General features: G+C 67.7%; 23 protein-coding genes. 13 read left to right on the top strand and 10 right to left on the bottom strand.

From position 1 onward, the window contains the following. Positions 1-6: 6 nt before the first annotated feature. Both ACYVD1_RS02455 and ACYVD1_RS02450 read right to left on the bottom strand, forming a co-directional pair. The gene (locus ACYVD1_RS02455; protein ID WP_460767280.1) at positions 7-2,382 is read right to left on the bottom strand and encodes a cytochrome P450; all 2,376 of its coding nucleotides are present in this window, start codon (positions 2,380-2,382) and stop codon (positions 7-9) included. A gap of 419 nt (positions 2,383-2,801) precedes the next feature. Continuing rightward, positions 2,802-3,488, bottom strand: a complete 687-nt coding sequence (locus tag ACYVD1_RS02450) for an IclR family transcriptional regulator (protein ID WP_460767275.1) — start codon at positions 3,486-3,488, stop codon at positions 2,802-2,804. Between the two features lie 374 nt (positions 3,489-3,862). On the opposite strand from ACYVD1_RS02450, the gene ACYVD1_RS02445 reads away from it, so the two are divergent. Together ACYVD1_RS02445 and ACYVD1_RS02440 are read left to right on the top strand one after the other, a co-directional pair. Beyond that, positions 3,863-4,891: a hypothetical protein gene (locus ACYVD1_RS02445; RefSeq protein WP_460767270.1), complete on the top strand. Its 1,029-nt coding sequence runs from the start codon at positions 3,863-3,865 to the stop codon at positions 4,889-4,891. 223 nt (positions 4,892-5,114) lie between these two features. Then, positions 5,115-5,708: a mycothiol-dependent nitroreductase Rv2466c family protein gene (locus ACYVD1_RS02440; RefSeq protein WP_460767265.1), complete on the top strand. Its 594-nt coding sequence runs from the start codon at positions 5,115-5,117 to the stop codon at positions 5,706-5,708. 30 nt (positions 5,709-5,738) lie between these two features. On the opposite strand, the gene ACYVD1_RS02435 is transcribed toward ACYVD1_RS02440, so the two are convergent. Then, complete coding sequence (locus ACYVD1_RS02435) at positions 5,739-6,692, bottom strand: FkbM family methyltransferase (protein ID WP_460767259.1); 954 nt, start codon at positions 6,690-6,692, stop codon at positions 5,739-5,741. 177 nt (positions 6,693-6,869) lie between these two features. Between ACYVD1_RS02435 and ACYVD1_RS02430 the strand changes: the two genes are divergently transcribed. After that, positions 6,870-7,235: a VOC family protein gene (locus ACYVD1_RS02430; RefSeq protein WP_460767252.1), complete on the top strand. Its 366-nt coding sequence runs from the start codon at positions 6,870-6,872 to the stop codon at positions 7,233-7,235. Between the two features lie 57 nt (positions 7,236-7,292). On the opposite strand, the gene ACYVD1_RS02425 is transcribed toward ACYVD1_RS02430, so the two are convergent. Continuing rightward, positions 7,293-7,778: a winged helix-turn-helix transcriptional regulator gene (locus tag ACYVD1_RS02425; RefSeq protein ID WP_460767247.1), complete on the bottom strand. Its 486-nt coding sequence runs from the start codon at positions 7,776-7,778 to the stop codon at positions 7,293-7,295. 62 nt (positions 7,779-7,840) lie between these two features. Here ACYVD1_RS02425 and ACYVD1_RS02420 point away from each other — a divergent pair, with 62 nt between their 5' ends. Continuing rightward, positions 7,841-8,362 carry a PaaI family thioesterase gene (locus ACYVD1_RS02420; RefSeq protein ID WP_460767243.1) on the top strand — a complete coding sequence of 174 codons (522 nt, stop codon included), beginning with the start codon at positions 7,841-7,843 and terminating at the stop codon, positions 8,360-8,362. Between the two features lie 30 nt (positions 8,363-8,392). Here ACYVD1_RS02420 and ACYVD1_RS02415 read toward each other — a convergent pair whose 3' ends face one another. The 4 genes from ACYVD1_RS02415 to ACYVD1_RS02400 form a co-directional block, all read right to left on the bottom strand. After that, the gene (locus tag ACYVD1_RS02415) at positions 8,393-8,830 is read right to left on the bottom strand and encodes a hypothetical protein (RefSeq protein ID WP_460767240.1); all 438 of its coding nucleotides are present in this window, start codon (positions 8,828-8,830) and stop codon (positions 8,393-8,395) included. 130 nt (positions 8,831-8,960) lie between these two features. Then, complete coding sequence (locus tag ACYVD1_RS02410; protein WP_460767236.1) at positions 8,961-10,202, bottom strand: helix-turn-helix domain-containing protein; 1,242 nt, start codon at positions 10,200-10,202, stop codon at positions 8,961-8,963. A 208-nt stretch (positions 10,203-10,410) separates the two neighbouring features. Continuing rightward, the gene (locus tag ACYVD1_RS02405; RefSeq protein WP_460767233.1) at positions 10,411-11,559 is read right to left on the bottom strand and encodes a PrsW family intramembrane metalloprotease; all 1,149 of its coding nucleotides are present in this window, start codon (positions 11,557-11,559) and stop codon (positions 10,411-10,413) included. After that, positions 11,556-12,167 (bottom strand): hypothetical protein, encoded by a 612-nt coding sequence (locus tag ACYVD1_RS02400; protein WP_460767230.1) that lies wholly within the window; start codon positions 12,165-12,167, stop codon positions 11,556-11,558. Before ACYVD1_RS02400 ends, ACYVD1_RS02405 begins: the two co-directional genes overlap by 4 nt. A gap of 415 nt (positions 12,168-12,582) precedes the next feature. Between ACYVD1_RS02400 and ACYVD1_RS02395 the strand changes: the two genes are divergently transcribed. Further along, positions 12,583-13,368, top strand: a complete 786-nt coding sequence (locus tag ACYVD1_RS02395) for a class I SAM-dependent methyltransferase (protein WP_460767225.1) — start codon at positions 12,583-12,585, stop codon at positions 13,366-13,368. A 55-nt stretch (positions 13,369-13,423) separates the two neighbouring features. Here the strand turns inward: ACYVD1_RS02395 and ACYVD1_RS02390 are convergent, their stop codons facing one another. Then, the gene (locus ACYVD1_RS02390; protein ID WP_460767221.1) at positions 13,424-14,365 is read right to left on the bottom strand and encodes an MBL fold metallo-hydrolase; all 942 of its coding nucleotides are present in this window, start codon (positions 14,363-14,365) and stop codon (positions 13,424-13,426) included. A 216-nt stretch (positions 14,366-14,581) separates the two neighbouring features. On the opposite strand from ACYVD1_RS02390, the gene ACYVD1_RS02385 reads away from it, so the two are divergent. After that, positions 14,582-15,322: a maleylpyruvate isomerase family mycothiol-dependent enzyme gene (locus ACYVD1_RS02385; RefSeq protein ID WP_460767215.1), complete on the top strand. Its 741-nt coding sequence runs from the start codon at positions 14,582-14,584 to the stop codon at positions 15,320-15,322. Between the two features lie 275 nt (positions 15,323-15,597). Beyond that, positions 15,598-17,160: an outer membrane protein assembly factor BamB family protein gene (locus ACYVD1_RS02380; protein ID WP_460767210.1), complete on the top strand. Its 1,563-nt coding sequence runs from the start codon at positions 15,598-15,600 to the stop codon at positions 17,158-17,160. Positions 17,161-17,413: 253 nt separating this feature from the next. On the opposite strand, the gene ACYVD1_RS02375 is transcribed toward ACYVD1_RS02380, so the two are convergent. Continuing rightward, a complete protein-coding gene (locus tag ACYVD1_RS02375) occupies positions 17,414-18,367 on the bottom strand; it encodes an Lrp/AsnC family transcriptional regulator (RefSeq protein ID WP_460767207.1) in 954 nt (317 codons plus the stop codon). 147 nt (positions 18,368-18,514) lie between these two features. Here ACYVD1_RS02375 and ACYVD1_RS02370 point away from each other — a divergent pair, with 147 nt between their 5' ends. From ACYVD1_RS02370 to ACYVD1_RS02345, 6 genes are all read left to right on the top strand, one after another. Then, positions 18,515-19,471 (top strand): ABC transporter permease, encoded by a 957-nt coding sequence (locus ACYVD1_RS02370; RefSeq protein WP_460767202.1) that lies wholly within the window; start codon positions 18,515-18,517, stop codon positions 19,469-19,471. After that, positions 19,472-20,554 (top strand): ABC transporter permease, encoded by a 1,083-nt coding sequence (locus tag ACYVD1_RS02365; protein ID WP_460767199.1) that lies wholly within the window; start codon positions 19,472-19,474, stop codon positions 20,552-20,554. Between the two features lie 77 nt (positions 20,555-20,631). Further along, positions 20,632-21,792, top strand: a complete 1,161-nt coding sequence (locus ACYVD1_RS02360; RefSeq protein WP_460767196.1) for an ABC transporter ATP-binding protein — start codon at positions 20,632-20,634, stop codon at positions 21,790-21,792. Positions 21,793-21,908: 116 nt separating this feature from the next. Next, entirely contained in the window at positions 21,909-22,646 is a 738-nt protein-coding gene (locus tag ACYVD1_RS02355) for an ATP-binding cassette domain-containing protein (protein WP_460767193.1), read from the top strand. Positions 22,647-22,955: 309 nt separating this feature from the next. Continuing rightward, the gene (gene menC / locus ACYVD1_RS02350; protein ID WP_460767190.1) at positions 22,956-24,071 is read left to right on the top strand and encodes an o-succinylbenzoate synthase; all 1,116 of its coding nucleotides are present in this window, start codon (positions 22,956-22,958) and stop codon (positions 24,069-24,071) included. Next, complete coding sequence (locus ACYVD1_RS02345; protein WP_460767186.1) at positions 24,068-25,579, top strand: amidase family protein; 1,512 nt, start codon at positions 24,068-24,070, stop codon at positions 25,577-25,579. The genes menC and ACYVD1_RS02345 overlap by 4 nt, the downstream gene beginning before the upstream one ends. Positions 25,580-25,597: the final 18 nt, after the last annotated feature.

Below are 25,597 nucleotides of genomic sequence, written 5' to 3'. Positions count from 1 at the left end.
AGCGTGCTACATGCCGAGCACGATACGTTTTTCGTGGGATCGCGAGCAGCACGCCATCATTCGGTCCCCGCGGCGCCGTTCCGCCGGAGTGAGGACGACATCGCGATGGTCGATCCTGCCGTCGAGAACAGGTATTTCGCAGGTCCCGCAGAGCCCTTCCTCGCAATTGGAAGGAATCCGGTATCCGGTCTCACGCAACGCCTGAAGGACTGTCTTGTCCCGAGGAACCCTCACCTCGCGGGCGGAATCCTCGAGCACGAGGTCGAACCCGTGCTCCTTCTCCGGATCCAGGCGACCGACCGGCGAGGCGAAGTGCTCGACGGCGAAGGCCCCCTCCGGCCAGTCCGCGCTGGCCGCCTCCAGCGCGTCGATCATCCGCTGTGGTCCGCAGGCATAGACGTGCAGGGCTCCGGACCGCGCTTGCGCGTCGACCGAGCCCAGCAGTCCCGCCAGGTCGGCGCGGCCGCCCTCGTCCGCGCAGTGGACATGAACCCGGTCCCCGTGCTCGGCCTGCAGTTCCTGCAGGAAGGCCATGCTCTCCCGCCGCCGGCCCAGGTAGTGGAGTTCGTAGGGGACACCCTGCTCACAGGCCCAGTCGGCCATCGACCGAACGGGGGTAATGCCGATGCCTCCGGCGATGAGGAGGAGCCGTGCAGGGGCATCGGGGAGACGGAAGTGGTTCCGGGGGCCGCGGACAGCGACGACATCGCCCTCGGAGAGGGTCTCGTGTACCCAGCGGGAGCCGCCCCGGGACTCCTCTTCAAGCCGGACCGCGATCTCGTACCACTGCGGGCGGCCGGTGCGTACGGGGCACCCGCCTTCGGAGGGCCCGCCATCGCGCGGGCCGCACAGCGAGTACTGGCGGACCAGCCCGGTATCCCCGCAGACGATGCTCACGTGGGCACCCGGTGTGAATCGCGGCAACGGGGACCCGTCAGCACTCGACAGCCGAATGTGCCGCACTCCGTCCGCCACGTCAGTGATGCGGTCGACGCACATTGGTCGGCTCTGGTGCTCCTCGGTGGGCTCTCCGATATTGAGCCTGAGCTTCGGTTCGAGTACGCCGGGGTCCCGCCGCTCGGGGTTCTCCCCGGGGTTCCACTCCACCCACAGGTGCTCCGGCCCGCGAAACGACGTGTTCGGCACATACGTGAACTCTTGGTCGGCCAGCCGCATATGCGGGATCCTGCTGGTGAGTTCCTCGAGGAAGACCTGCATCTCCATCCGGGCCAGGTTCTTCCCCAGGCACTGGTGCGCCCCGTATCCGAAGGTCAGGTGCTCGTTCGACTCGTCCCGGTAGATGTCGACCAGCGCAGGATCCTCGAACCGCCGCGGATCGTGGTTTCCCGAAGAGGAAACCATCAGGATCCGCGATCCTTCGGGGATCTCGACGCCTCCCACGGTCGTGTCGCGGGTTGTGATGCGACGCCAGGCCGCCTGCGAGCCGTTGTGGCGCAGGCACTCCTCCACAGCGTTCGGTATCAGCGACGGGTCCTGGCAGATCTCGCCCCAGGTGTGCCGATTCTCCAACAGGAGCTTCACCGCGTTCGCGGTCGCGTTGGCGGTGGTTTCGTGCGCCGCGACGATCCCCGCCATCATCATCGAATGCAGGTAGGAGTCGGTGACGACCCCCGGCATCTCCTTCTGCATGCGGACGCCGTACTGCATCCAGCCGTCCTCATCGGGATGACGGCGCATGTGCTCCAGGACCCGGCCGGAGTACTGCCAGAAGTTTCCGACGGCGTGGGCGACAGCGACCTGCTCCTCCGGCTCCGGCCGCCCCCAGGTGTTGACCGTGTGGGCGATCGAGTAGCGGCGGAGCGTCGGCCTGTCCTTGTCAGGCACTCCGAGAAAGTCCAAAGCGACCGTGAGCGGGATCTCCCAGAACATCTGGTCGACCAGGTCCGCCTTTCCCTCGTCGATGAAGGCGTCGACGTACTCGCGGGTCAGGCGGCGAACCATCGACTCGCGCTGGGCGAGGTGCTCGGAGTCGAAGGGGCCCATCAGCGCCCGCCGGCGAGCCATGTGGTCCGGTTCGTCCTCGTTGACCAGCGTCCGCTTCATGCCGTAGTCGTACGAGGCCAGCACATCGTTGGCCTCGTCGGACGTGGGAGTGATCTTCTCCAGCGCTACCGACGGGGAGAAGGTCTCGTTGTCGCGGAAGATCGCCTTGATGTCCTCGTACCGCGTCACCACCCAGTAGCCCAGTCGAGGACTGTAGAAGACGGGCTCCTCCTCCCGCGACCAGGCGACGTAAGCCGGCGGATCCTGCTGGTAGCTGTCACTGAACGGATCGAACGCGGCAGCCCGCTCCGACGGGAGGGGACAGCCGGAAGGCGCACCTGTACGCCCTGCGTCACCTTCTCGCTGGACACCACTCATGCCGCACCCTGTCTTTCACGTATCGCGCATGGCTTCACATTTATCGCACAAGGTAGCGTGGATCACATTCGGCGCACAAGGGGTGGATCGAGCTCGGGAGGCCGCTGGCCACAGCAACACCCCTGGTAGGGCGGTTGTACGCGCGGGGTCGGCGCCGGACGCCTGGAGGGCGCGGGTGTTCGGGTGTGGCCATGCGTACGATTCGCCGGGCAGCTCGACCACCGCGGTCGGTGGGAGCGCCCGCGCAGGGGCGCGGCACGTCGAACGCGTCGTCAGCGGGCAGGGCAGGGTGGAAGGCGGACCGAACGGCCCGCCAACCTACGGCGTCTTGGGAAGGAGGACTTCCGGAGGGAGGGCTCTATTGGACACCGCGGTGTGCTCCGGACTCTGCCGGTGCGTTTCCCGGAGCGGGGCACCGGTCAGGGCTTCGTCAGCATCTTCCGCAGGGTGTTACGCACTCCGTCGAGGTGAGGGAGGATGTCTTCGGCGCGGAGGTCCTGCAGCCCTCCGAGGCGAATGACACCAACGGACGCTTCGACCTGGAGGGTTTCGAAGTCCCCGAGGCCGACCGCCATTCCCGAAGCTCCAGGCTGATTCTCACCGGACGTCACGGAGTAACCGCGCTTGCGGGCGGTTTCGACAGCGGGGGGTTCCCCCGGCTGTACTGGCCGCTGGGCAAGGATTGCTATACCATCCGCCCCCCTGTGCAAGGGGTGGCGAAAACCAACCTGGAACCGGATTCCCAAGGACTCGATCGCGGATGGCTCCGCGACGGCCAGTGCCAGTGCCTGTCCAGCGTCCTCGACTGCGATGAACGCCGTCATCCCCACCTCGTTTGCGAGGTCCTGAATAATCGGCTGGGACACGACACGGAACTGGGACATGAACCTGTGGCTGACCGAGAGGATTCCGGAGCCGAGGCGATAACAGCCGTCAGTCCCCCTCTGTGCGAACTGGCGGCTTTCCAGTGTGTCGAGAATGCGATATGCGGCTGCCCGATGGATGCCGAGAGCGTTGGCAAGGTCCTGAACGGTTATCCCATTGCTGGAACGTGAGATCACGTCGATGGCTTCCAGCCCCCGGTCCAGGGTTCTCAAAATTGCCATGCGTGCACCTTGCCAGATCCGGAAATAAGTCCGATAAAGATCATACACCCCCGCTGAGAACAAAGGCACGAAGGGTGTGCGGAACCAACAGCCTTTATGCTCCAGACGGACTCGGTCGTGTTGCTGGTGCGCGCTCTTTACCACAGGAACTGACTCCGGAGCGCGGATACGATTGCCTGCCGCTAGTGGGCCGGGTTCCGCCATGGCGCGGGCTTCCTGGAGCAGTCCATCGCTTGAGGTCGAGGTTGAGGCAACGGTGGCCCCTGCCGGCCGCACGAGCCGACCGTGGAGGACTTCCAAGCCAACTTCTGCGGGCGGTCGCCCTCTGGCGGAGGCATTGACCTCAATTAAAGTTCAGGTTTTAGCTTCTACTCATGGACATCACAGGAAATCCGAAACCCGAGAGTGAGCCGGTGCGGATCTTCGACGCGGCCACGGGCTACAGCGCAGTCACCAACCTCCTCGCCGCAGGCGACCCCGATATCCACTGGATCGACAACCGCTGGTGGATGTTCTTCGGTGCCGCGCACACCGACGAGAAAGTCAACCTGTTCAGCGCGACCCTCCCGCCGGGCGCCCCTGTGACCAGTACAGACTGGACGATCACTACCGACTCGGCCGACCCTGCCCGCGCGCTCCCGCTGATTGAGCACACCGAATCCGGGCGCTGGAACGAATGGATGCACACACCCAGCTACGTGCGCGGCACCGATCCCCACACGGGCGCCACCGTGGAACGCGTCTACTATACGGCCAGCCGCGCCCGCACGCCCTACGACGGGGGTATGGACCGCGATCTCGCCATCGGTGTACTGGAACGAACGGCCACCGGCTGGATCGCTCAGGACGAGCCGCTCATCACCGGCACACCCGCTCGGCCCGACGTCCTCGAGCCTAAGGCCGGTTTCTGGGAGGGCCGGTGGCGCATCTGGTACGTGACCACGCCCAATGAGATCGACAAGGGCGTCCAACCGGACAGTCGCATCGAATACGTCGACAGCGACGACGGTCTCACGGATTGGAGCACGCCGACGGTGGTCCTCGACGACGACCTGCACCACCACGACGCCGTCGTCACACGCACCGGGGACCGGTACGCCATGGTGGTCGCCAGCGCTCCGAACATGTACGACGACCACGGTTATCCGCCGCAGGGGCTGTGGGCACTGACCGCGGGTCGTCCTTCCGGGCGGCGCGGCGACTGGAGTGCTGAGCCGAAGCAGATCCTCTCCGGCGACAGCGCTCCGGAGTGGTACGCGGGAGCCATCTATGCGCCAGCAGCGGTCGAGGGCGACGACGGTATGCTCCACGTGTTCTTTACCGCCGCCCGCAAGCCCGACCCCGAGCCGTACGTGCTCTCGATCGGCCGCCTCGACCTACCCGGCGGTGAACTGCCCGCTTGAGCATCCCCTTCCCGGCGCCTCAGGGGCGGATTCGTCCTGACCGCAGGGGCGCCGGGCCGCGTCGGCGGTCCGTACGCCGACCTTCTAGGGTGGCCTACACCGCGTTCGAACAGGTCGAACCCGACAACCTCGCAAAGTTCGACGTCATCACCACCGTGAACCGCACCCTGGAATCCGGCATCACCGCTAGGTCGGATGAGCGGTCTACTGCCACGGAGGGAACATGACCCACCACTCCTCTGCCGTCGACTTCTGGCTCGACCCCGCCTGCCCGCTGACCCGGCACACCGCCCGCTGGATCACCTCGATCGCCGACGAGGCCGCCATCGACGTCTGCTGGCGCGTCATGAGCCTGTCGGTACTCAACGAAAACCATGATGACGACCCGGAAGGCGACCCGGAGGGCTACCTGTGGATGCCCGCGCGCGTGGCGGCCGCGGTCCAGACCGAGTACGGCCACGCCGAGCTCGGCTCGTTCCACGACGCGCTCTGGACCGACCCCGACGGGGGAGAACGGGAGTGGATCGGTGACTTCGCCGAGGCCCTCCGGCGTTGCGGGCTGTCACCCGGCCTCGCCGCTGCCGCCGGGACCAGCGACTACGACGAGGCGCTACGCGCCTCCCACCACGACGGTGTGGACCGCATCGACGCCGAGGTCGGCACCCCGGTACTGGCGATCACCACGCCGCAGGGCGACCAGCGACCCTGCTTCGGACCGGTCCTCACCGCGGTGCCCGCGCACGAGGACGCGATCCGGCTGTGGGAGGGCACCCTCGCCATGACCGCGACCCCGCACTTCCGGGAGCTCAAGTGCTGACGCACCACCGACCCGCGGGGCGGTGGCGTTTCACTCCGGGGCGGGCAGGGCGTCGGCGCGCACCATCACGCAGTCGAACTCCAGCACCCGGCCGGTGGCGTCCTCACGGGTCACCGGGTACATGCCGGTGACCTCGAACCCGTCCGCCTCGTAGGTGCGGATCGACTCGTCCATGCGGGGCATGCCCTCGTAGATCTGCATGAGGGCCACCTCGGACTGCATCCCCACGAACTCCCTGATCCGCTCGCCCGCGCCCGAGTAGGCCTCGAGGTCGAAGCCCTGGGTGTCGAGCTTCAGGTAGGGGCGGGGGTTCTCGATCCCGGCGAGGGCCTCGTCCAGGAGACCGTCGAGGCGGCGGAGGGTGATCTTCTGGCTCTCGGTCTTCTTGAAGCGCTTATAGCGGGTGTTGCCGAAATCGGTGGGGTCCAGCAGCGAACTCATGGACCCCTGAACGACGTTGATGGTGTCTGTGCAGTCCTCCCGCCCCAGGGCGATCGGGTGGACGTGCCAGTCGGGGTCGTTCTCGGCGACCTGGCGCAGCTTGTCGGCCATGGCCTCGACCGGTTCGAAGGAGACGATGCGGCCCTCGTAGCCGTGCGCGCGCAGCTGCTTGCCGTACTGGCCGACGTTGGCGCCGACGTCGAAGACGCAGTTCACTCCGGCGTGGTGGATCAGCGAGGCGATGTGCCGGGCGCCCAGGTAGTTCTGCGCCCGCTTGTGCATCGCCAGCTCGTCCTCCACCGACAGGTCGGTGTCCACGGAGAGCGTCGCCCCGGGGCCGAAGGGCACGCGTTCTCGGTCGCCGGGCGCCTTGCGCGGGCGGCGGGGGGTATCGCCTCTGGCGACCTTCCAGGACCGGTTGCCGGCCGCTGTCACCCGGTAGTCGCCGCGGCGTTCGAGGACGACCGCGCCGGGGCCGAGGTCGTGCACGTTGACATTGAACTTTGTGAGTACCTGGAGCAGGCGTCGCCGTAGCGTGGGCATGTTCCCAACGTAGTAGTGAGTGCCTGTCACGCAACAGGTTTGGGGATATCCGATCGCGGATCTGCCCGGATTTCCCGGCGGACCTGTCGGATTCGGGACACTCCGTGGAGAATCAGTCGGCGATACGGGGGAAGGGCCCCATCGCAAGGTTTTGGAACACGGGCGAAGGGGGCTCACGTGCGGGTGGTCTGTGTACTCGACACCAACGACCTCGACACGCTGGCGACGTTCTGGTCGGCGGCACTGTCGTTCGAGCGCGAGGCGGGGGAGCACCCCACGTACCGGGCGCTCCGGGACCCGGAGGGGCAGCGCCCCGACCTCATCCTTCAGTGGGTGCCCGAACCGCGGCCCGGGAAGAACCGGATGCACTTGGACCTGCTCGTCTCCGACCAGGCGGCGGAGGCCGAGCGGCTGGTCGGTCTGGGCGCCCGGATCCTGACCACGGCCTTCGAGGAGGACGGCCATGTGCTGTCGGTGCTCGCCGACCCGGAGGGCAACGAGTTCTGCGTGGTCCAGCCCCCCGAGGGCGTCCCGGAGCCCTGAGGGCGGACCGGGGAGGCGGAAGCCCTGCGGCCGCTGGGCCTTCTCGGCAGCCGCGCGTCAGCGGTCCGTGCGCCGGGGGACGACGTCCTGGAAGCGGACGTGTTCCCGGCAGGTGGGGCAGACGGGTGGGGAGCCCTGTGCCATGGGGTGTTCGCGGCCGTCGGGTCCGCGGTGGTGCAGAACGGCGGGCGGCTCGTCGAACAGCCACTTGTCGCCCCAGGAGAACAGGGCGAACAGGACCGGGGCCAGCTCCAGCCCGGCCTTGGTCAGGTGGTACTCGTACCGCGCCGGGCGCTCCTGGTAGGCCTCGCGCCAGACGATGTTGGCCTCCCGAAGGGCGCGCAGGCGGGCGGTGAGGCGGTCTCGGGGCGCTCCGGTGTTGCGGGCGATCGCGTCGAACCGGCGAACGCCGAAGAGGAGTTCGCGGACGACGAGCAGGGACCACTTCTCACCGACGAGCTGCAGGGCGGCCGCCGCGGAGCAGGGCCGACCGGGGACGGTGACGGCCGGTGGTGGCTGCTGCGTGCCCTCGGGATGCTGCATGCCCCCAGGATGGCACGGGGGCAAGAGTTTGGAAATCAAACTTACCCGGTAGTGTGCCCGGTATGGAGAACCAGAACACCGCCGTATCGGAGTCGTGGGGCGAACCGCGCAGCAAGACGATCACCTGGCACGACCCCAAGCTCACGGTGGACGGACGTGAAGGCCTCACTGGGCTCGAGCACATGGAGGCCCTCCTGCGCGGGGAGATTCCCGGGGCACCCATCGCCTCCCTCATGGACTTCACGCTCACCGAGGTGAGCGAGGGCCGGACGCGTTTCGAGGGCACGCCGGACGAGTCCGCCTGCAATCCGATGGGCGCCGTACACGGCGGCCTGATGTGCACCCTGCTCGACTCCGCGGTGGGCTGCGCCGTGCAGACCACCCTCCCGGCGGGCGTGGGCTATACGTCGGTGGAGATCAAGGTCAACTACCTGCGGCCGGTGTTCGCCGGTACGCCCCTGGTCGCCAAGGGCTGGGTGACCAAGCCCGGCCGCCGCGTGGCCTTCGCCGAAGGGGAGATCCGCGACGCCTCGGGCAAGGTGGTCGCCACCGCGTCGTCCACCTGCCTGGTCTTCGAGATGTGAGTCCCGCCCGAAGTCTCGGCGCCGAGCAGCTCAATACCTGGCCACGCGCGGTTTCCACAGGGTGGCCCGTTCCACAACGTATGCCTCCAAGTTGGTGACGCTCGCGCCACAGTCCGCCTTGCGCTCGGTGGCGACCAGGGCGGAGGCGATGAGTTCGGCCCGGTGGCTGGCCTCGTCTTCGGTGTCACCGACCGGGATCACCTGGCGCACGTGGTGGCACCTGGCACGGCCGTCGGTGTGCACGAGGCCGACCACGTATGTGCGCTTCCACCTGCGCTGAGCGGCCTCGCGCGGTATCACGTACCGGAAGCGGCACCGGACCCGGCTGCCGTCGGGCAGGTCCGCCTCGGCCTGGTACGTGATGGACCACCAGTTCTCGGCCACCTGGACGACGGGCACGTGCCTGGCCCGCGCCCAAGACTCCAGGGCCGACCGGTCCTCGGCCTCGATGGTGGCGGCGTCGCCCACGGCGCCCCCCGGACGGTTGAACGGATCCCGGGCACACCCCCTTGAACAGCCCGGGGCTCTGACATTGGATCACGCTAAGTGAGGCGTCGCGTTCAAGGGGTACAGAATGTAACCGGTCCCGGTGTTCCGGTCAGGACAGCAGTCCGATCTGCGCGGCCAGTTCACTCGCGTGGCGCCGGCGCCGCGACTCGCGTGACTCCAGCTCCTCCATCACCATCCGGCGGGCGAAACCGTTGTACCGAACCGTCTCCGGGGCGGCTTCGTGCGCTTCTTCCAGCACGAGCAACGCCTCTTCCGGGCGGCCCGCCAAGTAGCAGGCGCGTGCCTGTTCGATCCGGTGCCGCGCCCTGCGCGGCCGGGACGGGATCGCCTCGGCCGGTGCCCTTTCGGCCTGCCTTATCCCTTCGCCGCCGTTGCGCAGCTCCACGGCCACGGTCACCGCGTGCGCCCCCATGACCGGCCGGGAGAACGAGGTCATCGGATGGTAGTACGCAGCCGGTAGCCGCTTGGCCGCTCGGCGTGCGGTGTCCCAGTGCCGCCACGCCGAACCCGCCTCCCCGCGCCGCGCCGCCGTGTAGCCCGCCTCGAACCGCAGCGCGCCCCAGACCGCCAGCACGCGGCGGTGCCCGTCCGGCAGGTGCCGGACGAGGTGGCGGCTGGCGTCTTCGGTGACCGCGTCGGCGGCCTCCCAATCGTCCGCGTCCCGGTGCGCCTGAGCCAGGAGCCAGGAGGCCACACCCAGGGCGTGCGGATCTCCGGCCTCCTGTGCGGCGACCATGCCGCGTTCGGCCACCCGCCACAGCAGGCTCTGCGCGGGTTGGTAGGCGATGAAGAACTGCGCCAGCGAACACACCTCCGACAGCACCGACTGCGCCTCCGCCCGCGCGGCCGCGCTCTGGGCCTGGCGAACCGCACCCTGCGCGTCCTGGAACAGCCCGGGGAGCAGCCGGCCCACCACCTCCCGGTGGTTGGGCGCGGAGTGCCGGGCGCTCCAGGCACGGGCCAGCCGGGCACGCAGGTGCGCCGGGGGAGGGGCGGGCCGGTCGTCGTCGACCGGCAGGGCGTTCACCGCCTCGCGCACCCGTGGCAGGAGGGCGTGTCCCGGTCCGCTGAACAGTTCCACGGGCACCGACTGCTCACCGGTGAGGTCGGCGAGGTCGCGGATGCGCAGTGCTTCGACCAGCCGGAGCAGGATCGGGAGTTTGGGTGTGCCGAGTCGGCCGGTCTCCACGGCCTTGACCCACGAGGCCGAACGGCCCACAAGGCCGCCCAGAACCTCGCGCGTCATGCCGCGCCTGGTGCGGTTCATCTTGAGGCGGGTTCCGAACGGGACCTGGACCTCGTGCGGGTCCGGGGCGCCGTGCACGGGCATCGTGCTGTCCTTCCCTGGGGGAGTGCGGAGTCCAGGCTACGAGGGCGCTTCCGTCCACAGGAGGGAAACCGCGCAACCCGCTCCGCGGCCTAGCGCTCCCGTGGACGGACGTGCCGGAGCCCTCGGGGCTCGCGCTCCGAGGGCTCCGTGTCTCTGTGCCCCTCCGTGATTCCGCGGAGCCGCAGCGCCGTGCGCCGGGCTCCTCGCATCAGGGTTGGTACTCGGCCGCCCGGTCCTCGGCCAGCGCCACCATCTGCTCCTGCCGGGCGCGGACGGCGGGCCGCTCCGGGTGGGCCACGTGTCCGAGTTCCCTGCGGCGTCCGTGCCGGTTGGCCAGGGCCATCGCGGACGAGCGCCGGATACCCAGGTCCTCACCCTGCGCGGCCAGGTCCTGCCGGACCCGGCGCCGGTAGGTGTGCCGCACCGCGAAGTAGACGGTGACCGCGGCGAGGAACACCAGCAGTGTCTTGGCCGCCATGCCGACGAGGTGGTCGGCGATCGGTGCGTCGAAGAGCCAGTGCAGGCCCATCGCCAACAGCAGCAGTAGCGCGGCTCCGGCCGCCCGTCGCCCGCCCGGTCGCCAGGCCGCGGCGGCCAGCAGACCGATCGCGGTACCGGCCAAGGCCGACATCGCCCAGTGCGAGCCCAGCCCGGTGAGGCCGACCCGGACGAAGAGGGTCTCCAAGACCGAGGCCATCCCCCCAGTGCCGCCGCCCATCGAGATCGCGTTGAGCGCGTAGGTGAAGTTCTCCACGAGCTGGAACCCCAGGCCCACCAGCGAACCGATCACGAAACCGTCGACGGGTCCGCGTACCACCCGCGGAGCGATGACCGCGATCAGGACGACCCCCAGCACCTTGAGCAGTTCCTCGTTGACGGGGGCGGTCAGAGCCGCGCCCCAAGTGGTGCCGAACTCCAAGCCGCCCGCCCTGGACCACGCCGACAGCAGGTTGCTGTTGGCGAAGAGGGCCAGGCCCACGGCCCCGGTCATGCCCCAGAGCAGGGCAAGGAAGGAGAACGTGAGGCTCGGTGGGCGCACCGGGCGGATCCGGCGCAGTACCCAGAACCCGAGCACGCCCAGCAGCGTGAGCAGGAGCGCCGCCACCACCGCCTCGACGGGGAAGACCAGCATCGCCCCGGCGAAGTTCATCATGGTGAAGCCGAACCCGCCCAGGCACAACAGGCCGAAGAGCAGCATGGCGGCCAGGCTCGGCAGGTGCCGCGCACCTGGTGGCGCCTCCTCCTCCGGGCCGTGGAGGCGCTCGGTGCCCTCGTGGCCCTGGCCGGAGTCGCGCGGTGTGGGAACCCGGCCGCTCGCGGTTGATGGAATGTGTGGTTCGGGTCGTGCGTGGCTCATGTGTTGCCTCCCCGCGCCCGGTCGAACGTGATCGACTCGACCAGGTTCTCCGCGTCGGCCAGCTCGGCCGGGCTGGCGTCGGCGCCGACGGCTTGTGCCTCCACCGCGAAGTCCCCGCTCGGTGCGGGAAAGATCGTCGCGGTGCCGGTGTGCCGGTGGATGTGCAGGTCGCCGGTGAGTCCTTCCGCGCCCCGGTCGGAGGTGATCGGCTCGGGGTCGTTCAGTCTGGCCCCGGTGTCGTCGACCCGGACGGTGTCGCGCATCCCGTCCCACAGGTCGGTGGCAGTGGCCCGCTGGGGCGGGTGCACCACGGCCAGGTGGAGGTTCACCGGCCCCTTGGTGAAGAGGTACCGCTGGCCCTGGGAACTGGCCCCCTTATCGAGCTCCCAGCCTTCGTCGAAGGTCACTGACGCCTCGTACCCCTCACCGGACCCGAGCGTCATGCTGTGGCCGCTGGTCATGCTCTCGGTGGCCGGTAGCGCCGCGTTCACCGCCGCCCACCCGCCGGTGAGTACCGCGACCACCACGACGCTGACCCCCAGAGGGACCCAGTTGCTGCGTGGCCCGCGTGGTCTGGCGTGGCGCAGCTGCGCGCTCTCCTCTGCCATCGTGCCCCCATCTCCGCGGTTTTGCTCTTGGACACAGCGAAACACCCCAAGCGGGACAACTCAGCTGAGAAGTGAACTCTTGGCGCATGTTTACGGCGATTTCACTCAAAGCAGGCATGATGTGCCTCGGGCGCGTGGCGCCATACCTTGGCTCGTTCTCCGGCACCGCCTGCCTCTGGGCGGGCACAGCGGGGGCCATGGGCACGCGGGCACGGTACTTTCCGTTGTTCGCGCGACGACAGTTCCCGCGAACCTCTGACGAGGGCGCGACGGAGCGTGAGACCCTGGGGCCGAGGGGCGGCATGGGTGGCCGGATGCGGCCCCCGCCACGGTGTATGGTCCCCTTGGCGAAAGAGACCACCCGTGGTGGGATGCCACCGCCTCTCCACTGACACATAGGGAACACGGGCGACCGATGCCGAAGCAGACCATGGAATCTCTCAACACGGACCGATCCTCTCTGGGACATCGGATCCGGTACGCGCTGCGGCACCCCAGCCGCATCGGGCCGTATCTGCTGCGTTCAGGGCGCGATCTGCTGCTGCGGTTCACCCACCGCGACCACGTCTCCTACTACCGCGCGGTGATGGCCTCCGACGCCGCCCGCGACCCCAAACAGGCGGTCGGCAGCCGGAACGAGAAGCGGTGGCTCGCCCTCGGGCAGATGCAGTTCGACTACCTCACCGAGCACGGGCTCAAGCCGGAGCACCGGATGCTCGACATCGGCTGCGGCAACCTGAGGGCCGGTTGGCGCTTCATCGACTACCTGCACGAGGGCAACTACTACGGGATCGACATCTCCCCGGACATCCTGGTCGCGGGCAAGAAGGTCCTCGCAGAGCGCGGACTCCAGGAGAAGCTCCCGCACCTGACCATCACCCAGGACCTCACGTTCGACTTCCTGCCCGAGGGAAGGTTCGACGTCGTGCACGCGCACAGCGTCTTCTCGCACTCCCCCCTGGAAGTGATCGAGGAGTGCTTCGCCAACGTGGGCCGGGTGCTCGCTCCGGGCGGCTTCTTCGACTTCACGTTCGACCGTACCGAGGGCAATGAGCACCACGTGCTGCGGGAGGACTTCTACTACCGCACCGATACCCTCATCGCCCTCGCGGAGGAGTACGGCCTGAGTGCGCGCTTCATGGACGACTGGGAGAAGCGCCCCCACGGCCAGTCGAAGATCCGGATCACCGTGCCGGAGTAGGCCGGAGTAGGGGCGCACCCCCGTGGCCAGCGGCTTTGGGTCGTCGGCTTTCGGGTCACAGGCTGGTGGGCAGGGGGCCGCCGTTCCACTGGACCGCGTCCGAGAGGGCTTGGACCAGGTCCATCGGCCCACCGGTGAGGTCGGCCTGGGCGCGGTGGAGGTTCAGGACGATCCTCTCGGCGTCGGCCCAGCCACGGAACTCACCGAGGTCGACGGCGCGCGCGGCCTCCAACGGGGTGCGGCCCTCCCGGACAGAGTCCTCCGCGGTCGCCAGGACGAACCGGTAGTAGCGCTCGTGCGCGGACAGGACCCCGTCCAGCTCCGCGCTCCCGAAGACCGGTCCGTGGCCGGGCACCACGTGGTCCGGGGCGAAGGAGCGCACCCACTCCAAGGAGCGCAGCGCCCCGTCGAGCGAGCCCATGAACACCCGCGGGGTCAGCCCGTGGAACAGCAGGTCGCCGGTGAACAGCACCCGTTCCTCGGGGAGCCAGGCCACGACGTCGCCGGGGGTGTGCGCGGTGTAGCCGGGGTGGCTCAGGTCGACGCGCCGCCCGCCCAAGTGGAGGGTGAGTCCGCGGTCGAGGGTGATCGAAGGCAGCCTGCGGGTGACGTCGCCCCAGTCGGGGACGGGATCCCAGAACGGGGGGACGTTCTCGAGCAGGGGGTCCTCGCTGAGCGCCTCGCGCATGGCGGCCTGTCCGATGAGCACCGCGGAGGCGGGGAGCAGGCTGTTGCCGTAGGTGTGGTCTCCGTGCTGGTGGGTGTTGACCGCCCACCGGACCGGCGCGCCGCCCGTGGCGGTGCCGAGCGCGTCCAGGAACAGCCGGGTGCGGGTCGCGCTCGCGCAGGTGTCCACCACGAGCAGCCCGTCTTCCCCGGCGACCGCGCCCGCGTTGTTCACCCACCAGGTCCCGTCGGGCTGCACCCACGCGTAGACACCGTCGACGATCTCGCTGAGTTCTCCGGCACCCGGTCCGGTGTCCGTAGTCTGGCCCATGGTGGTCCCTCCAAGCCGGGAGCGTGTGTCCGGGGCGTGAGTCTGACTCTCGTGCAGGCTCTTCGCACACGTTAGTCCGCGCCAGCAGGGCCAACACTCCGAATCATGCACTACGAAGGCCCCATGACCTGGACACCCTCTGCGGGCAGGTGTCCTGAACCGGCCCCGCCGGTGAAATCCGGGCTTTTGTCGTTGCGGGGTGCTAACGTCCCGAGAATGGACACCCCCCGATACCTCACCGCCCTACGCGAGAGCGGGACCACACTGGCCGACGCGGCCGAGGGGCGCCTCCACGCCCACGTTCCCACCTGCCCCGAGTGGAACGTGGCCGACCTGGCGTGGCATACCGGCGAGGTCCACCACTTCTGGCGGGCCATCGCCTCCGGTGAGGTGCGCGACCCCGAGGACGGCTACGTCCCGCCCGAGCGGCCCGAGGACGAAGAGCTCCTGGGCTGGTTCCGGGACGGGCTCGCCCAGACCATCGCCGTGCTCTCCGAACTCGACCAGGACGAGGCCCGCTGGACCTGGGCACCGCAGAAGGACGGCGCCTTCATCCTCAGACGCATGACCCAGGAGACCGCCGTGCACGCCTGGGACTGCCTCAACGCGGTCGGCCGCCCCGAACCGGTACCCGCCGACGTCGCCGCCGACGGCGTGGACGAGTTCCTCGCCTTCTTCCTCGGACTCGCCGAGCTCCTGGACCTGCCGAAGCAGCCGGTGGGCCCGGTCGGCCGCGTGCTGCTGCGCGCCACCGACACCGGCCACGTGTGGTCGGTCGACCACACCGGCCAGCACTGGCGGGTGAGCCGCAGCGAGGAGACCGCCGGATCCTCCGCCGAGGGCACCGCCTCCGACCTGCTGCTCGCCCTGTGGCGCCGCACCGGAACCCAGAGCCTCGGCGTCAAGGGCGATGAACAGGCCTTCGCCCGCTTCCTCGCCGCCGCCGAGACCGAGTAGACCGGCAGGGACCCAACCAGCCGTCTGAGGACTCGGGTGCGGGTCTGGCACGCAGGTGCGTCTCCCCGCAGGATGCACAGGATCAGGACATCGATCGCACCGCGCTGAGCGCTTCCCCCGTTTCGGCGTCCACGCGGCCGTCTTGCCGGAACAGCACGTTCTCGTTCCGAGCCGCGGCGATCCGGTGAAACCTCAAGCGTCCCGACAGAGAGTCTCGAAGAGCACGACCGACGCCGTCGCGTTCCGGGACGGCGTCCCCGTCCGGTGGGCCGTGCATGCAGGAGACTGTGCCGGAGAGGGAACAGGAGGACGGGGTGATGACCGGTCCAGTGACCCGTGTGCTCACGCGGGTGCCGAGGGCGGTGGGCGAGTGGTCGGTGCGGAAGGTCTTCCTGGGGGTTTCCGCGCTCCTCGCCGTCGTGGTGCTCGCGCTGGTGGTGCACCCGCTGACCCAATCGTCCCCGGACCCCGATCACACCACGGCAGCGCCGGGCACGGACCGCCCCGTGTCCGACACCGTCACCGGGGTCGGGTGGGTGTGGGACCACCCGGTCGAGGGCACCGCCGAAGGAAACGCGGAGGTCGTCCCGGTCCCCACGGGGGTCCTCGTCATCGACGCCCGCGGCCTGTACGCCCTGGACTCCACCGACGGCGGCGAGCGCTGGCGACTGCGCTCGGAGTCAGGGCTCATGTCCCGCGGGGTCTCTCCCGACGGAAGCCTTGTCGCGGTGTCCTTCTCCGAACGGCGGTGGGGTGACCTGGGCGAGCGCTTGCTGGCACTGGACACGGACACCGGAGAGATCCGGTCCGACCACTTCCGGTCCATAGGCGAAGACCAGGTAGGGGGCTTCGTGCAGAGTCGGGAGCTGACCAGGGGCACGTACGTCACCGAGTCGGAGGCCAATCCCTACACCGTCCGCGCCTACGGCCTCGACACCCGGGACCAGCTCTGGGAGGGGCCCCAGGTGGAGCCGTGCGAGCGGCCCTACGCCCCCGACCCCGACGGCGGGGAGGGCAGGCCCACCTCGCCTGACACCGAGCTGCTCGCCACCACAGAGGACAGGATCCTGGCAGGGCAGTCCTGCCGGTACGAGGACGGTGTGGGCGAGTCGCGCCTGGTCGCCTTCGACGCCGAGAACGGGGAGGAGCTGTGGTCCCATGACTCCCCTGAGCCCGTGGTCGGCGTGGACACGGCGTCCGACGGGCTGGTGGGGATCGTGCACGCGCACCCAGGCGGCGATGGCGAGAGCGAGGTCCCGGCGGTCGCGTTGGACCTGGAAGATGGTTCCGTGCTCGCCGAAGAGCTGCCGACAAGCCCGGAACCGAGGGAGCTGAGAACGTACCGGCCCTACGACTGCCCGCCTGAGCCCGCCCCGGAACCCGGCCGCCCCCAGGTCACCGCGTGGAACGACCGGAGTTCGCTCGTCGCCGAGGCCGGGCACGGAGACGAGGAGATCCGCTTCACCCTCACCTCCCTGGACTCGGGGGAGCAGCGGACCGCATCGGTAGGGACGGTCCGCCCGTTCGACGCGGTCGCCTACAGCCTGGGGTGCACAGCGGTCATGGGTGAGGGGGTGGCCGGTGTCATGAGCGGGGACCTGGCGGAGGAACGGCCCGGCACACAGCCCGCCGTGCCGGGGGCGTTCGTTGCGGACTGGGGGACGGCGGGCCCACACCGTGTCATCGACCTAGGCGGAACCGCTGAGGGGTTCAGTGCCGAGGGCGCCGACGCGCTGTCGCTGCACGCCGCACCTGGTGCCGTAGTGGTGTCCGGTGAGGGGGCGGGCGCAGAGCCGGGGCGGCTGCGGATCGTTGGGCTGACCCCCGACGGTGCGTAGTCCGTGTCCTGCGTGCGGTGCCCCAGTATCCGTTCCTTCGCCCGGCCTCTGCGTGCGCGATCACCTGTACCGGGTACTGGCAGGACCTTCCTCGGGCACCCTCGGATCCTTTGTCTGAGCACATGGACCAGCGCAGCCAGATCCGGGAGTTCCTCTCTTCCCGGTGAGCCAAGATCACACCACAGCAGGGCGGCCTGCCTGCCAGGCGGGCACCCGGGAGGTTTCGAACCTGCGGCGATCGGGACGGGAAGGTTCAGCGCGTGGGCACCATGCTGCGCTTGTCCGTACGCAGGGCCACCGAGACGTTCATGCGGCTGATGTGGTCAACCCACGACTCGTCGGGAAGCACGTCATCGGTCGCGGCGCGGTCCCGGATATGGCACTTGAGAATGAAATCCCACGGACCGGAGATACGCGAGGCGTATTTGATGTGTTCGGAGTCCCTGATGCCTTGGCTGACGGCCGGAAGATGCCGTGGGGGAACGTCGAGCCAGGTCAGTGTCTCTGTGCCCAACCCCAGGGCATCCGGCTCGATGACCGCGCGGATGGCGATGACGCCTTCTCTGCGCAGAGCATCCACGCGGCGTTTGGCGGTGACATCTGATGTCCCGGTGCGCCTACCGAGCTCTTCGTAGGAGATGCGGCCATCGTGCTTCAACGCGTGCAGCAGTGCCTGATCCCGGTCCGGCAAGTTCTCAGTAGTGCCGATGAACTGCTGAGGGCTGAGCACAGCAGAGGCCTTCATAGCACTGCGCTCCTTGGCGTTGAGGATACCGAGGTTCCACCAGCGGGCGAGACGCAGGTATTCGATGACGGGATAGGTGCGGATATCGCGGATCCCGGCGACAGCCGGGAGGTCCTCCAACAGAAAATTGGTCTCCTGGTGGGGCTCTGCATTGATCTCAGCGACCACGTCGAAGTCCCCCGTGGTGACGTGGGCCCAGTGGCTGACCTCGTGACGGCTCAGGGCCCGGGAAGTCATCCTGGCCTGCCCGTGCCCGCAGCGGATCGCTACCACATGCCCCAGCGCCGGCATGCTGATGGCCACGACCCGGACGACTCCGGACTCCAGCAGCGCATTCCCCCGACGGGCGACTGTCCTTTCGTTAACACCCAGCACCCGGGCGATACGCTGCCACGACGCTCGGCCGTCAATGTGCAGAGCCTCCATGATCTTCATGTCGAGGCCCACGGGAGATTGCGACATCAACGCCTCAGTTCTTGGCGAGTGCAGTCAAAAAAATGTCTGATTCCGACAGTACCACTTACCTTGTTGACGTTTTCTTTTAGGTTGAGCAGACTCTTGGCACGCAATCTAAGGTGTGATGCAACACACAGTTAGCACGGAGGAAACTTGGCTGGCTACCTAGTGCGGCGTGTCTTGGCGCTGATACCCGTGTTGAGCGTGGTGGCTGTGGTGACGTTCGGCCTGATGCACATGATGCCCGGGGACGCTGCGGCGGTGATGCTGGGGCCGGATGCCTCACCGGAACAGGTCGAAGAGCTCCGTGAGTCCTTGGGCCTGAACGAGCCGCTGCTGGTCCAGTTCGTCACCTGGGTGGGTGCAGCTCTGACCGGCGACCTGGGGACCTCCTTCTTCATCGGCATGCCGGTAACCGACGTGCTGCTGGCTGCCTTGGGGCCCACGATCAACCTGGCGGTGCTGGCTCAGGCCCTGGCAATTCTGATCGGTGTCCCGGCAGGCATCCTGGCCGCTAAGAAGCAGGGCACCAGTACAGACCAGACAGTGATGGTCGGTGCGCTGATGGGTATCTCCGTGCCTTCGTTCCTGCTCGGTCTGTTCCTGATGCTGCTCTTCGGCGTGATTCTGGGCTGGTTGCCCGTCGCTGGCTACGCCCCTCCTGAGCAGGGCTTGGGAGAGGCCCTGCGATATCTGGTGCTTCCGGCGACCGCTCTGGGAGCAATGCAGGCCGCGCTGATCGCCAGGATGACCAGGACGGCGATGCTGGACACGTTCTCGAAGAACTACATGAAGACTGCCAAGGCCAAGGGCCTGAGCGCTCGGATCTCGCTCTACAAGCATGCTCTGCGCAATGCGGCCCTGCCGATCATCACCACGATCGGCCAGACTCTCGGCACTCTGATCGCCGGGGCGGCGGTGGTGGAGACAGTCTTCAACATCCCCGGCATCGGCCAGCTGATCGTCAACAGTGTGGAGCGGCGCGACCTGGTGGTGATCCAGGGCGTGGTGCTGATGATCGCCGTCTCCTACGTGCTGATCAACTTCCTGGTGGACGTTCTCTACAGCGTGCTCGACCCCAGGGTTCGCTTCGCCGGAGGGGACGGCTGAATGACACAGACATCTGGTTCTCCGACCGGGATTCCGGCCACCCCTCCCGGCGGGGGGCGCCGGGACATGACGGTGGGCTCGCTGAACAGGTTGGACAAGACCCGTTCGCGCAGGTCCCGGTTCCTGCGGCGCTTCGGCGCCCACAAGCTCGCCCTGACCGGGGGTATCGTCCTGTTCGCCGTCACGATGGTGGCGCTTTTCGGACCCCTGCTGACACCCTCGCCGCTGGTGGTCGACGCCGCCAACCGGCTCCAGCCCCCCAGCCTGGAACATCCCTTCGGCACCGACGACTATGGCCGCGACGTGTTGGCCCGAGTGGTCGAAGGTGCCCGCGTCTCGCTGTTCGTGGGTGCCTTCACCGCGGTGTGCACTGGCGTGCTGGGGTGTGCCGCAGGGCTCTACGCCGCCTACAACCGCGTAGCTGACATGATCCTGATGCGCATCAGCGACGGGCTGATGGCCTTTCCCGCGATCCTGCTGGCCATCGCCATCATGGCGGCCTTGGGGCAGCAGACCTCGAACGTGGTCATCGCACTGACGATCGTGTTCACCCCCTACGTGGCCCGCATCGTGCGCTCCTCAGCCCTGGTGGTGAAGGAGCAGACCTTCGTGGAAGCGCTGCGGGCCCAGGGCGCATCACGGACCAGGATCATCTGGATCAACATGGCCCCGAACGTGCTCTCGCCGCTGATCGTGCAGGCCACCTTCGTCTTCGCTGATTCGATCATCACCGAAGCGGCGCTGAGCTTCTTGGGCGCCGGAGTGCCGCCGCCGGCTCCCTCCTGGGGCAACATGCTGCTGGACGGCAAGACACATGTCTATTCCGCCTGGTGGATGACGGTCTTTCCCGGCCTGTTCATCATGGCGACGATTCTTGCGATCAACCTGCTCGGCGACGGGTTGCGGGACCTGTTGGATCCCACCTATCGCGGCAAGCGCAGCGGCCGCAAACTCCGCGCCCGCAAGGCAGCCAAGAAGGCAGCCCGTCAGGCATCCAGCACTGCAGCAGGATCTCCCGCCGCCACGGCTGACCGGGACGGCTTCGAGCAGCGGGACGACCGCTTCGAGGGAGGAGCACGATGAGCCCGGTGTCAGCATCTGCAACGTCGCGGCCCGGTACGGCAGCTACAGCCTCCGGTTCCTCCTCCAACGTGCTCGAGGTGAAGGATCTGAGGACCAGCTTCGCCACGGAGGACGGCACGGTCACCGCGGTGGACGGGATTTCGTTCACCGTAGCCCGTGGTGAGGTGCTCGGAATCGTCGGTGAATCCGGATGCGGCAAGTCCGTGACCGCGGAGTCGGTGATGCGCCTGCTTGATGAGGACACCACCGACTACGAGGGCTCAGTGCTCTTCGACGGGGACACAGAACTACTGGATCTCACCGAGGAGAAGATGCGAAAGTACCGGGGTGGTCGGCTGGGGATGATCTTCCAAGACCCCATGTCGTCTCTCAACCCGGTCTACACAGTAGGCAACCAGCTCGTGGAAGCGATCCGGACCCACACCGACCTGTCCAAGAAGCAGGCCCGTGACAAGGCCGTGGGGATGCTGGAGCTGTCCGGGATCCCCGACCCCGCACTCCGGATGAGGCAGTATCCCCATCAGCTCTCCGGAGGCCAGCGGCAGCGAGTGGTGATCGCCATGGCCCTGTCCTGTGAACCGGATCTGCTGATCGCCGACGAGCCGACCACCGCACTCGATGTGACGACCCAGGCCCAGATCCTGGAGCTCATGGCCGATCTGCGTGCCAGCTTCAACACCGGCACGATGTTCATCACCCACGACTTGGGGGTGGTGGCCGAAGTCTGTGATCGCGTCATCGTGATGTACCTGGGCCAAGTCATCGAGGACACTGACGTGCACACGCTCTTCGACTCACCGGCGCATCCCTACACACGTGGACTCCTGGCTTCGACACCCTCGCTGGAGACCGACAACTCGAAGGACCTGCCGATCATCTCCGGGGCTGTGCCGACACTGAGCAACGTACCGACCGGCTGCAGGTTCGCCGCTCGGTGCCCCTTCGCCATCGAAGAATGCACACAGGCCGCCCCCGAGCTGCGCCAGTACCAGCTCGACGCCGTTGGAACGGACGGTGCTGGCCACCGCCACCTGGCCCGTTGTATCCGGGCCGAAGAGATCCCAGCGCTCATCGCAGCCGAAGCCGGGCAGGCCGGCATCGAGAGCAGAGCCAGCCCCGCCGACCAGGCAGACCATCCCACCGCTCCCGCCCGGGCTACCGAGCGGCCGGTATCCGACGCCGCCTCTGCTGAAGTCGGGCGAGGCTCCGATGGTCGAGCCCAGGAGGACAGTCGATGACCCTTTCGGCACATAGCACAGCAGAGGCGGCCCAGCGCGGACCCGCGCTTCTCTCTGCCCGAGGGCTGGTCAAGGAGTTCGTCTCCCGTACACCCCTGGGCTTGAGGAAGGGGGCCGTGACCGCGGTCAACCAGCTGGATCTGGACATCTATCCCGGTGAGACCTACGCACTTGTGGGGGAGTCAGGGTCGGGCAAGTCGACCACCGGCCGGTTGTTGCAGGGACTGATCATCCCTACCGCTGGAGAAATCACGCTCGGCGGGGAGGTTATGGACGCAACCACCAAGGACTCCATGCGCCTGCGCAGGGACATTCAAATGATCTTTCAGGACCCCCATTCTTCCTTGAACCCGCGACGCCGGGTGCGGCACATCCTCGGAGAGGCATTGCGCATCATCGGAGAGAGGGATCGCAGCGTGATCCGCCAGCGGGTCGAGGAATCACTGCAAGCAGTGGGATTCGGTGAGGAGTACGCCGACAGGTTCCCGCACGAGTTCTCCGGCGGCCAGCGTCAGCGGATCGGCATCGCACGGGCCCTGATGGTCGAGCCCCGGGTCCTGATCTGCGATGAACCGGTCTCCGCTCTCGACGTCTCCATCCAGGCTCAGGTGCTCAACCTCCTGCGCCAGCTGCAGCGTGAGCGCGGACTGACCTACCTGTTCATCTCCCACGACATGAGCGTAGTGCGTTACCTGGCGGACCGTATCGGAGTGATGTATCAAGGCGAGCTCGTTGAGGAGAACACCGCCGAAGCCCTCTACGCCGACCCGCAGAATTCCTACACCCAGCAGCTGTTGTCCTCCGTGCCAGTGCAGCACCCCGACCAGCGTAAGGAGCCGTTCCGCCCCGGGTGAGGACAAGCTCCGAACCTTCGGAAGGGCGACAGGCATGACAGAACCGCGGCACGATCCTTCTGAACTGTGTGGTCGGCCCTTCCAATACTCGGAAAATACGAATCCGGACGGTTTGAATCCATAGGGCCGCCGCGGAGCCAAACAAGAAGAACCGCCGAGACCGCGCACGCCCGTTGGCACAGCTTCGGCCGAGCCCGCTTTCGACGCGCGTACTGACCGAGGCACAGAAGCGCGGACGCAGATCGTGCCCATCCGATTCCCCGCCTTCTGTCGCCGGGAAGATGCAGAGAGCCAGACAAGGACGTCCCGATGAAGATCGAATCCGTTACTGTCCGCCGGCTGGAAATGGAGATGCTCAGCCCCTTCACAACAAGCTTCGCGACACAGACCCACCGCGACCTGCTGATCGTGGAGGCCCACAGCGGCGGTACCACCGGATACGGGGAATGCGTGGCCATCGCGGCTCCGCTCTACTCGGAAGAGGCGACCAGCACCTGTGCGGTCGCTCTGGAAGAGTTCATCATCCCGGCGCTATTGGGGAAGGAGATCTCCCAACCCGCACAAGTGGCTGAGCTCCTCCGCCCGTTCAAACGGAACAATATGGCCAAGGCCTCAATTGAAGGAGCCGTCTGGGACCTCTGGGCCAAGAAACAGGAACTTTCACTGGCCGAGTCGTTCGGCGGGACCAAGGCCGCGGTCGACGCCGGACTCAGCATCGGTATCAAAGAGACAGAGGCGGAGCTTATCGCAGCCGTGGGGGCCGCCGTCGACGATGGTTATAAGCGCATCAAGATCAAGATTTCCCCAGGACACGACCTGCAACCGCTGCGCGCAGTGCGGAAGGTGTTTCCGGACACGGCGATCATGGCCGATGCCAACTCCGCCTACACCCTCGACGATGCGGAACTCTTCACGGCCATGGACGATCTGGACCTGATGATGATCGAACAGCCGTTGGCGCAGGACCTCGTCGCCCATCGGCACCTCCAGAACCGTATCCGCACTCCGATCTGCCTGGACGAATCCATTCATTCGGCAGAGGACGCCCGCCAGGCCGTCGAATCGGGCGCGTGCAAGATCATCAACGTGAAGATCGGCAGGGTCGGAGGTATCGCCGAATCCCAGAAGATCGAAAGGATATGCCGTGAGACCGGCACCGACCTCTGGTGCGGCGGCATGCTGGAAACCGGGATCGGACGTGCGCACAACGTGGCTATCGCCGCCCTGGAGGGATTCACTCTGCCCGGCGATACCGCTCCCTCGTCCAGGTACTGGGCCCAAGACATCATCGATCCCGAAGTGGTGATGCGCGACGGGCAGATCACCGTGCCCGGCGGCCCCGGCCTCGGCTACGAGGTGCGGCGCGACCTGCTCGAGGAGCTGACGACCTCGTCATTCCTCCTTGATCTGGAGACATCGCCATGAGGGCCCGTGACGAGACAGTGCAGCTGACCCAGCGCAGCGCACGCGACCTGGCCGCAGACGTAGGTACGGGCGCTCTGAGCGCGGTGGAGGTGATGCGGGCACACCTGGACCGCATTGCGGAGGTCAACCGCGCCGTCAACGCTGTTCAGGACCTGCGGACGCAGACTGCTCTGGACCGGGCCCGCGCCGTCGATGCTGTGCCGACGGAGGAGCGCAGGAAGCTGCCGCTGGCCGGACTGCCGGTGGCGGTCAAGGACCTGGCCCCGGCTGCAGGCTTCCGCTACACCCAGGGCAGCCCGATATTCGCCGGACGCGTTGCCGACGCCGACGCTCTCTTCGTCGCCCGTATGCGGGCAGCCGGAGCCGTGGTCATCGGGAAGACCAATACGCCGGAGTTCGGCTTGGGGTCGCACACCTTCAACCCGGTTTATGGTGCGACCCGCAATCCCTACGACCTCAGCCGCACTGCAGGAGGAAGCTCCGGTGGGGCGGCGGCTGCCTTGGCCGCGCGGATGCTGCCCGTCGCGGACGGCAGCGACACCGGGGGTTCCCTGCGCAACCCCGCTTCTTTCTGCAACGTGGTCGGGCTGCGCCCCTCGCCGGGACGTGTCCCGAACCTGCCGTCCGCCTTCCCCTACAGCACGATCTCCGTGAAAGGCCCCATGGGCCGCAGCGTACGGGACACAGCCCTGCTGATGAGCACCATGGTGGGAATGAACCACCGTGACCCGGTGAGTGTCGACGACGATCCCGCCCGGTACTTGGCGGTTGCCGAATCGGCTCCGGGAGCTCGGATCGGAAGGCAGCGGGTCCGGGCCGCCTGGACAGCAGACTTCAACGGCTTCTTCCCGGTTTCCCGGAGTGTGCTCGAGGTGCTGGAACCGGTGGTCGCGCAGCTGGGCGACGCCGGTATCGAGGTCGAAGCGGCCCATCCGGACATCCGGGGCGCCAAGGAAGCCTTCCGCACACTGCGCGGGCTACAGATGCTCGCCGCACTGGGACCGCTGGAGGAGAAGCACCCGGAAAGGCTGAAGGATGACGCCCGGTGGAACGTCCAGGTCGGTCGGGACGTCACCGGCGATCAGGCAGCGCGCGCCCAGCAGGTACAGGGCCTGTGTTTCCAGCGGATGGCCGAGTTCCTGCCCCGAGAGGGCGCCGGTACCACGACCGCCGGGTACGACATCCTGATCACCCCTACCTGCCAGGTGACCCCTTTCGAGCTGGGTCGGCGCTACCCGCCTGAGATCGACGGCACGGTGATGGCCGACTACCTGGAGTGGATGACCCTGCCCAGCATCATCTCGGTCACCAACCACCCGGCTGTCTCGGTGCCGGTGGGCTTCACCGCGGAAGGCCACCCTGTGGGCCTGCAAGTCGTGGGGTCCTACCGCAACGAGGCAGTCCTGTTGGACTACGCCAAGCGGATCGAGGATCTCTGCGGATCCGGCGCGGTTGTTCCGCAGACCGACTTCTCCGCGCCCCAGGAGCGATTTCCCGACATCCGCTGAGCCAGAGGGTCCCCCCGT

The sequence above is a fragment of the Nocardiopsis nanhaiensis genome (genome assembly GCF_054778635.1).
This window is presented reverse-complemented; position numbering and strand designations above follow the sequence as displayed.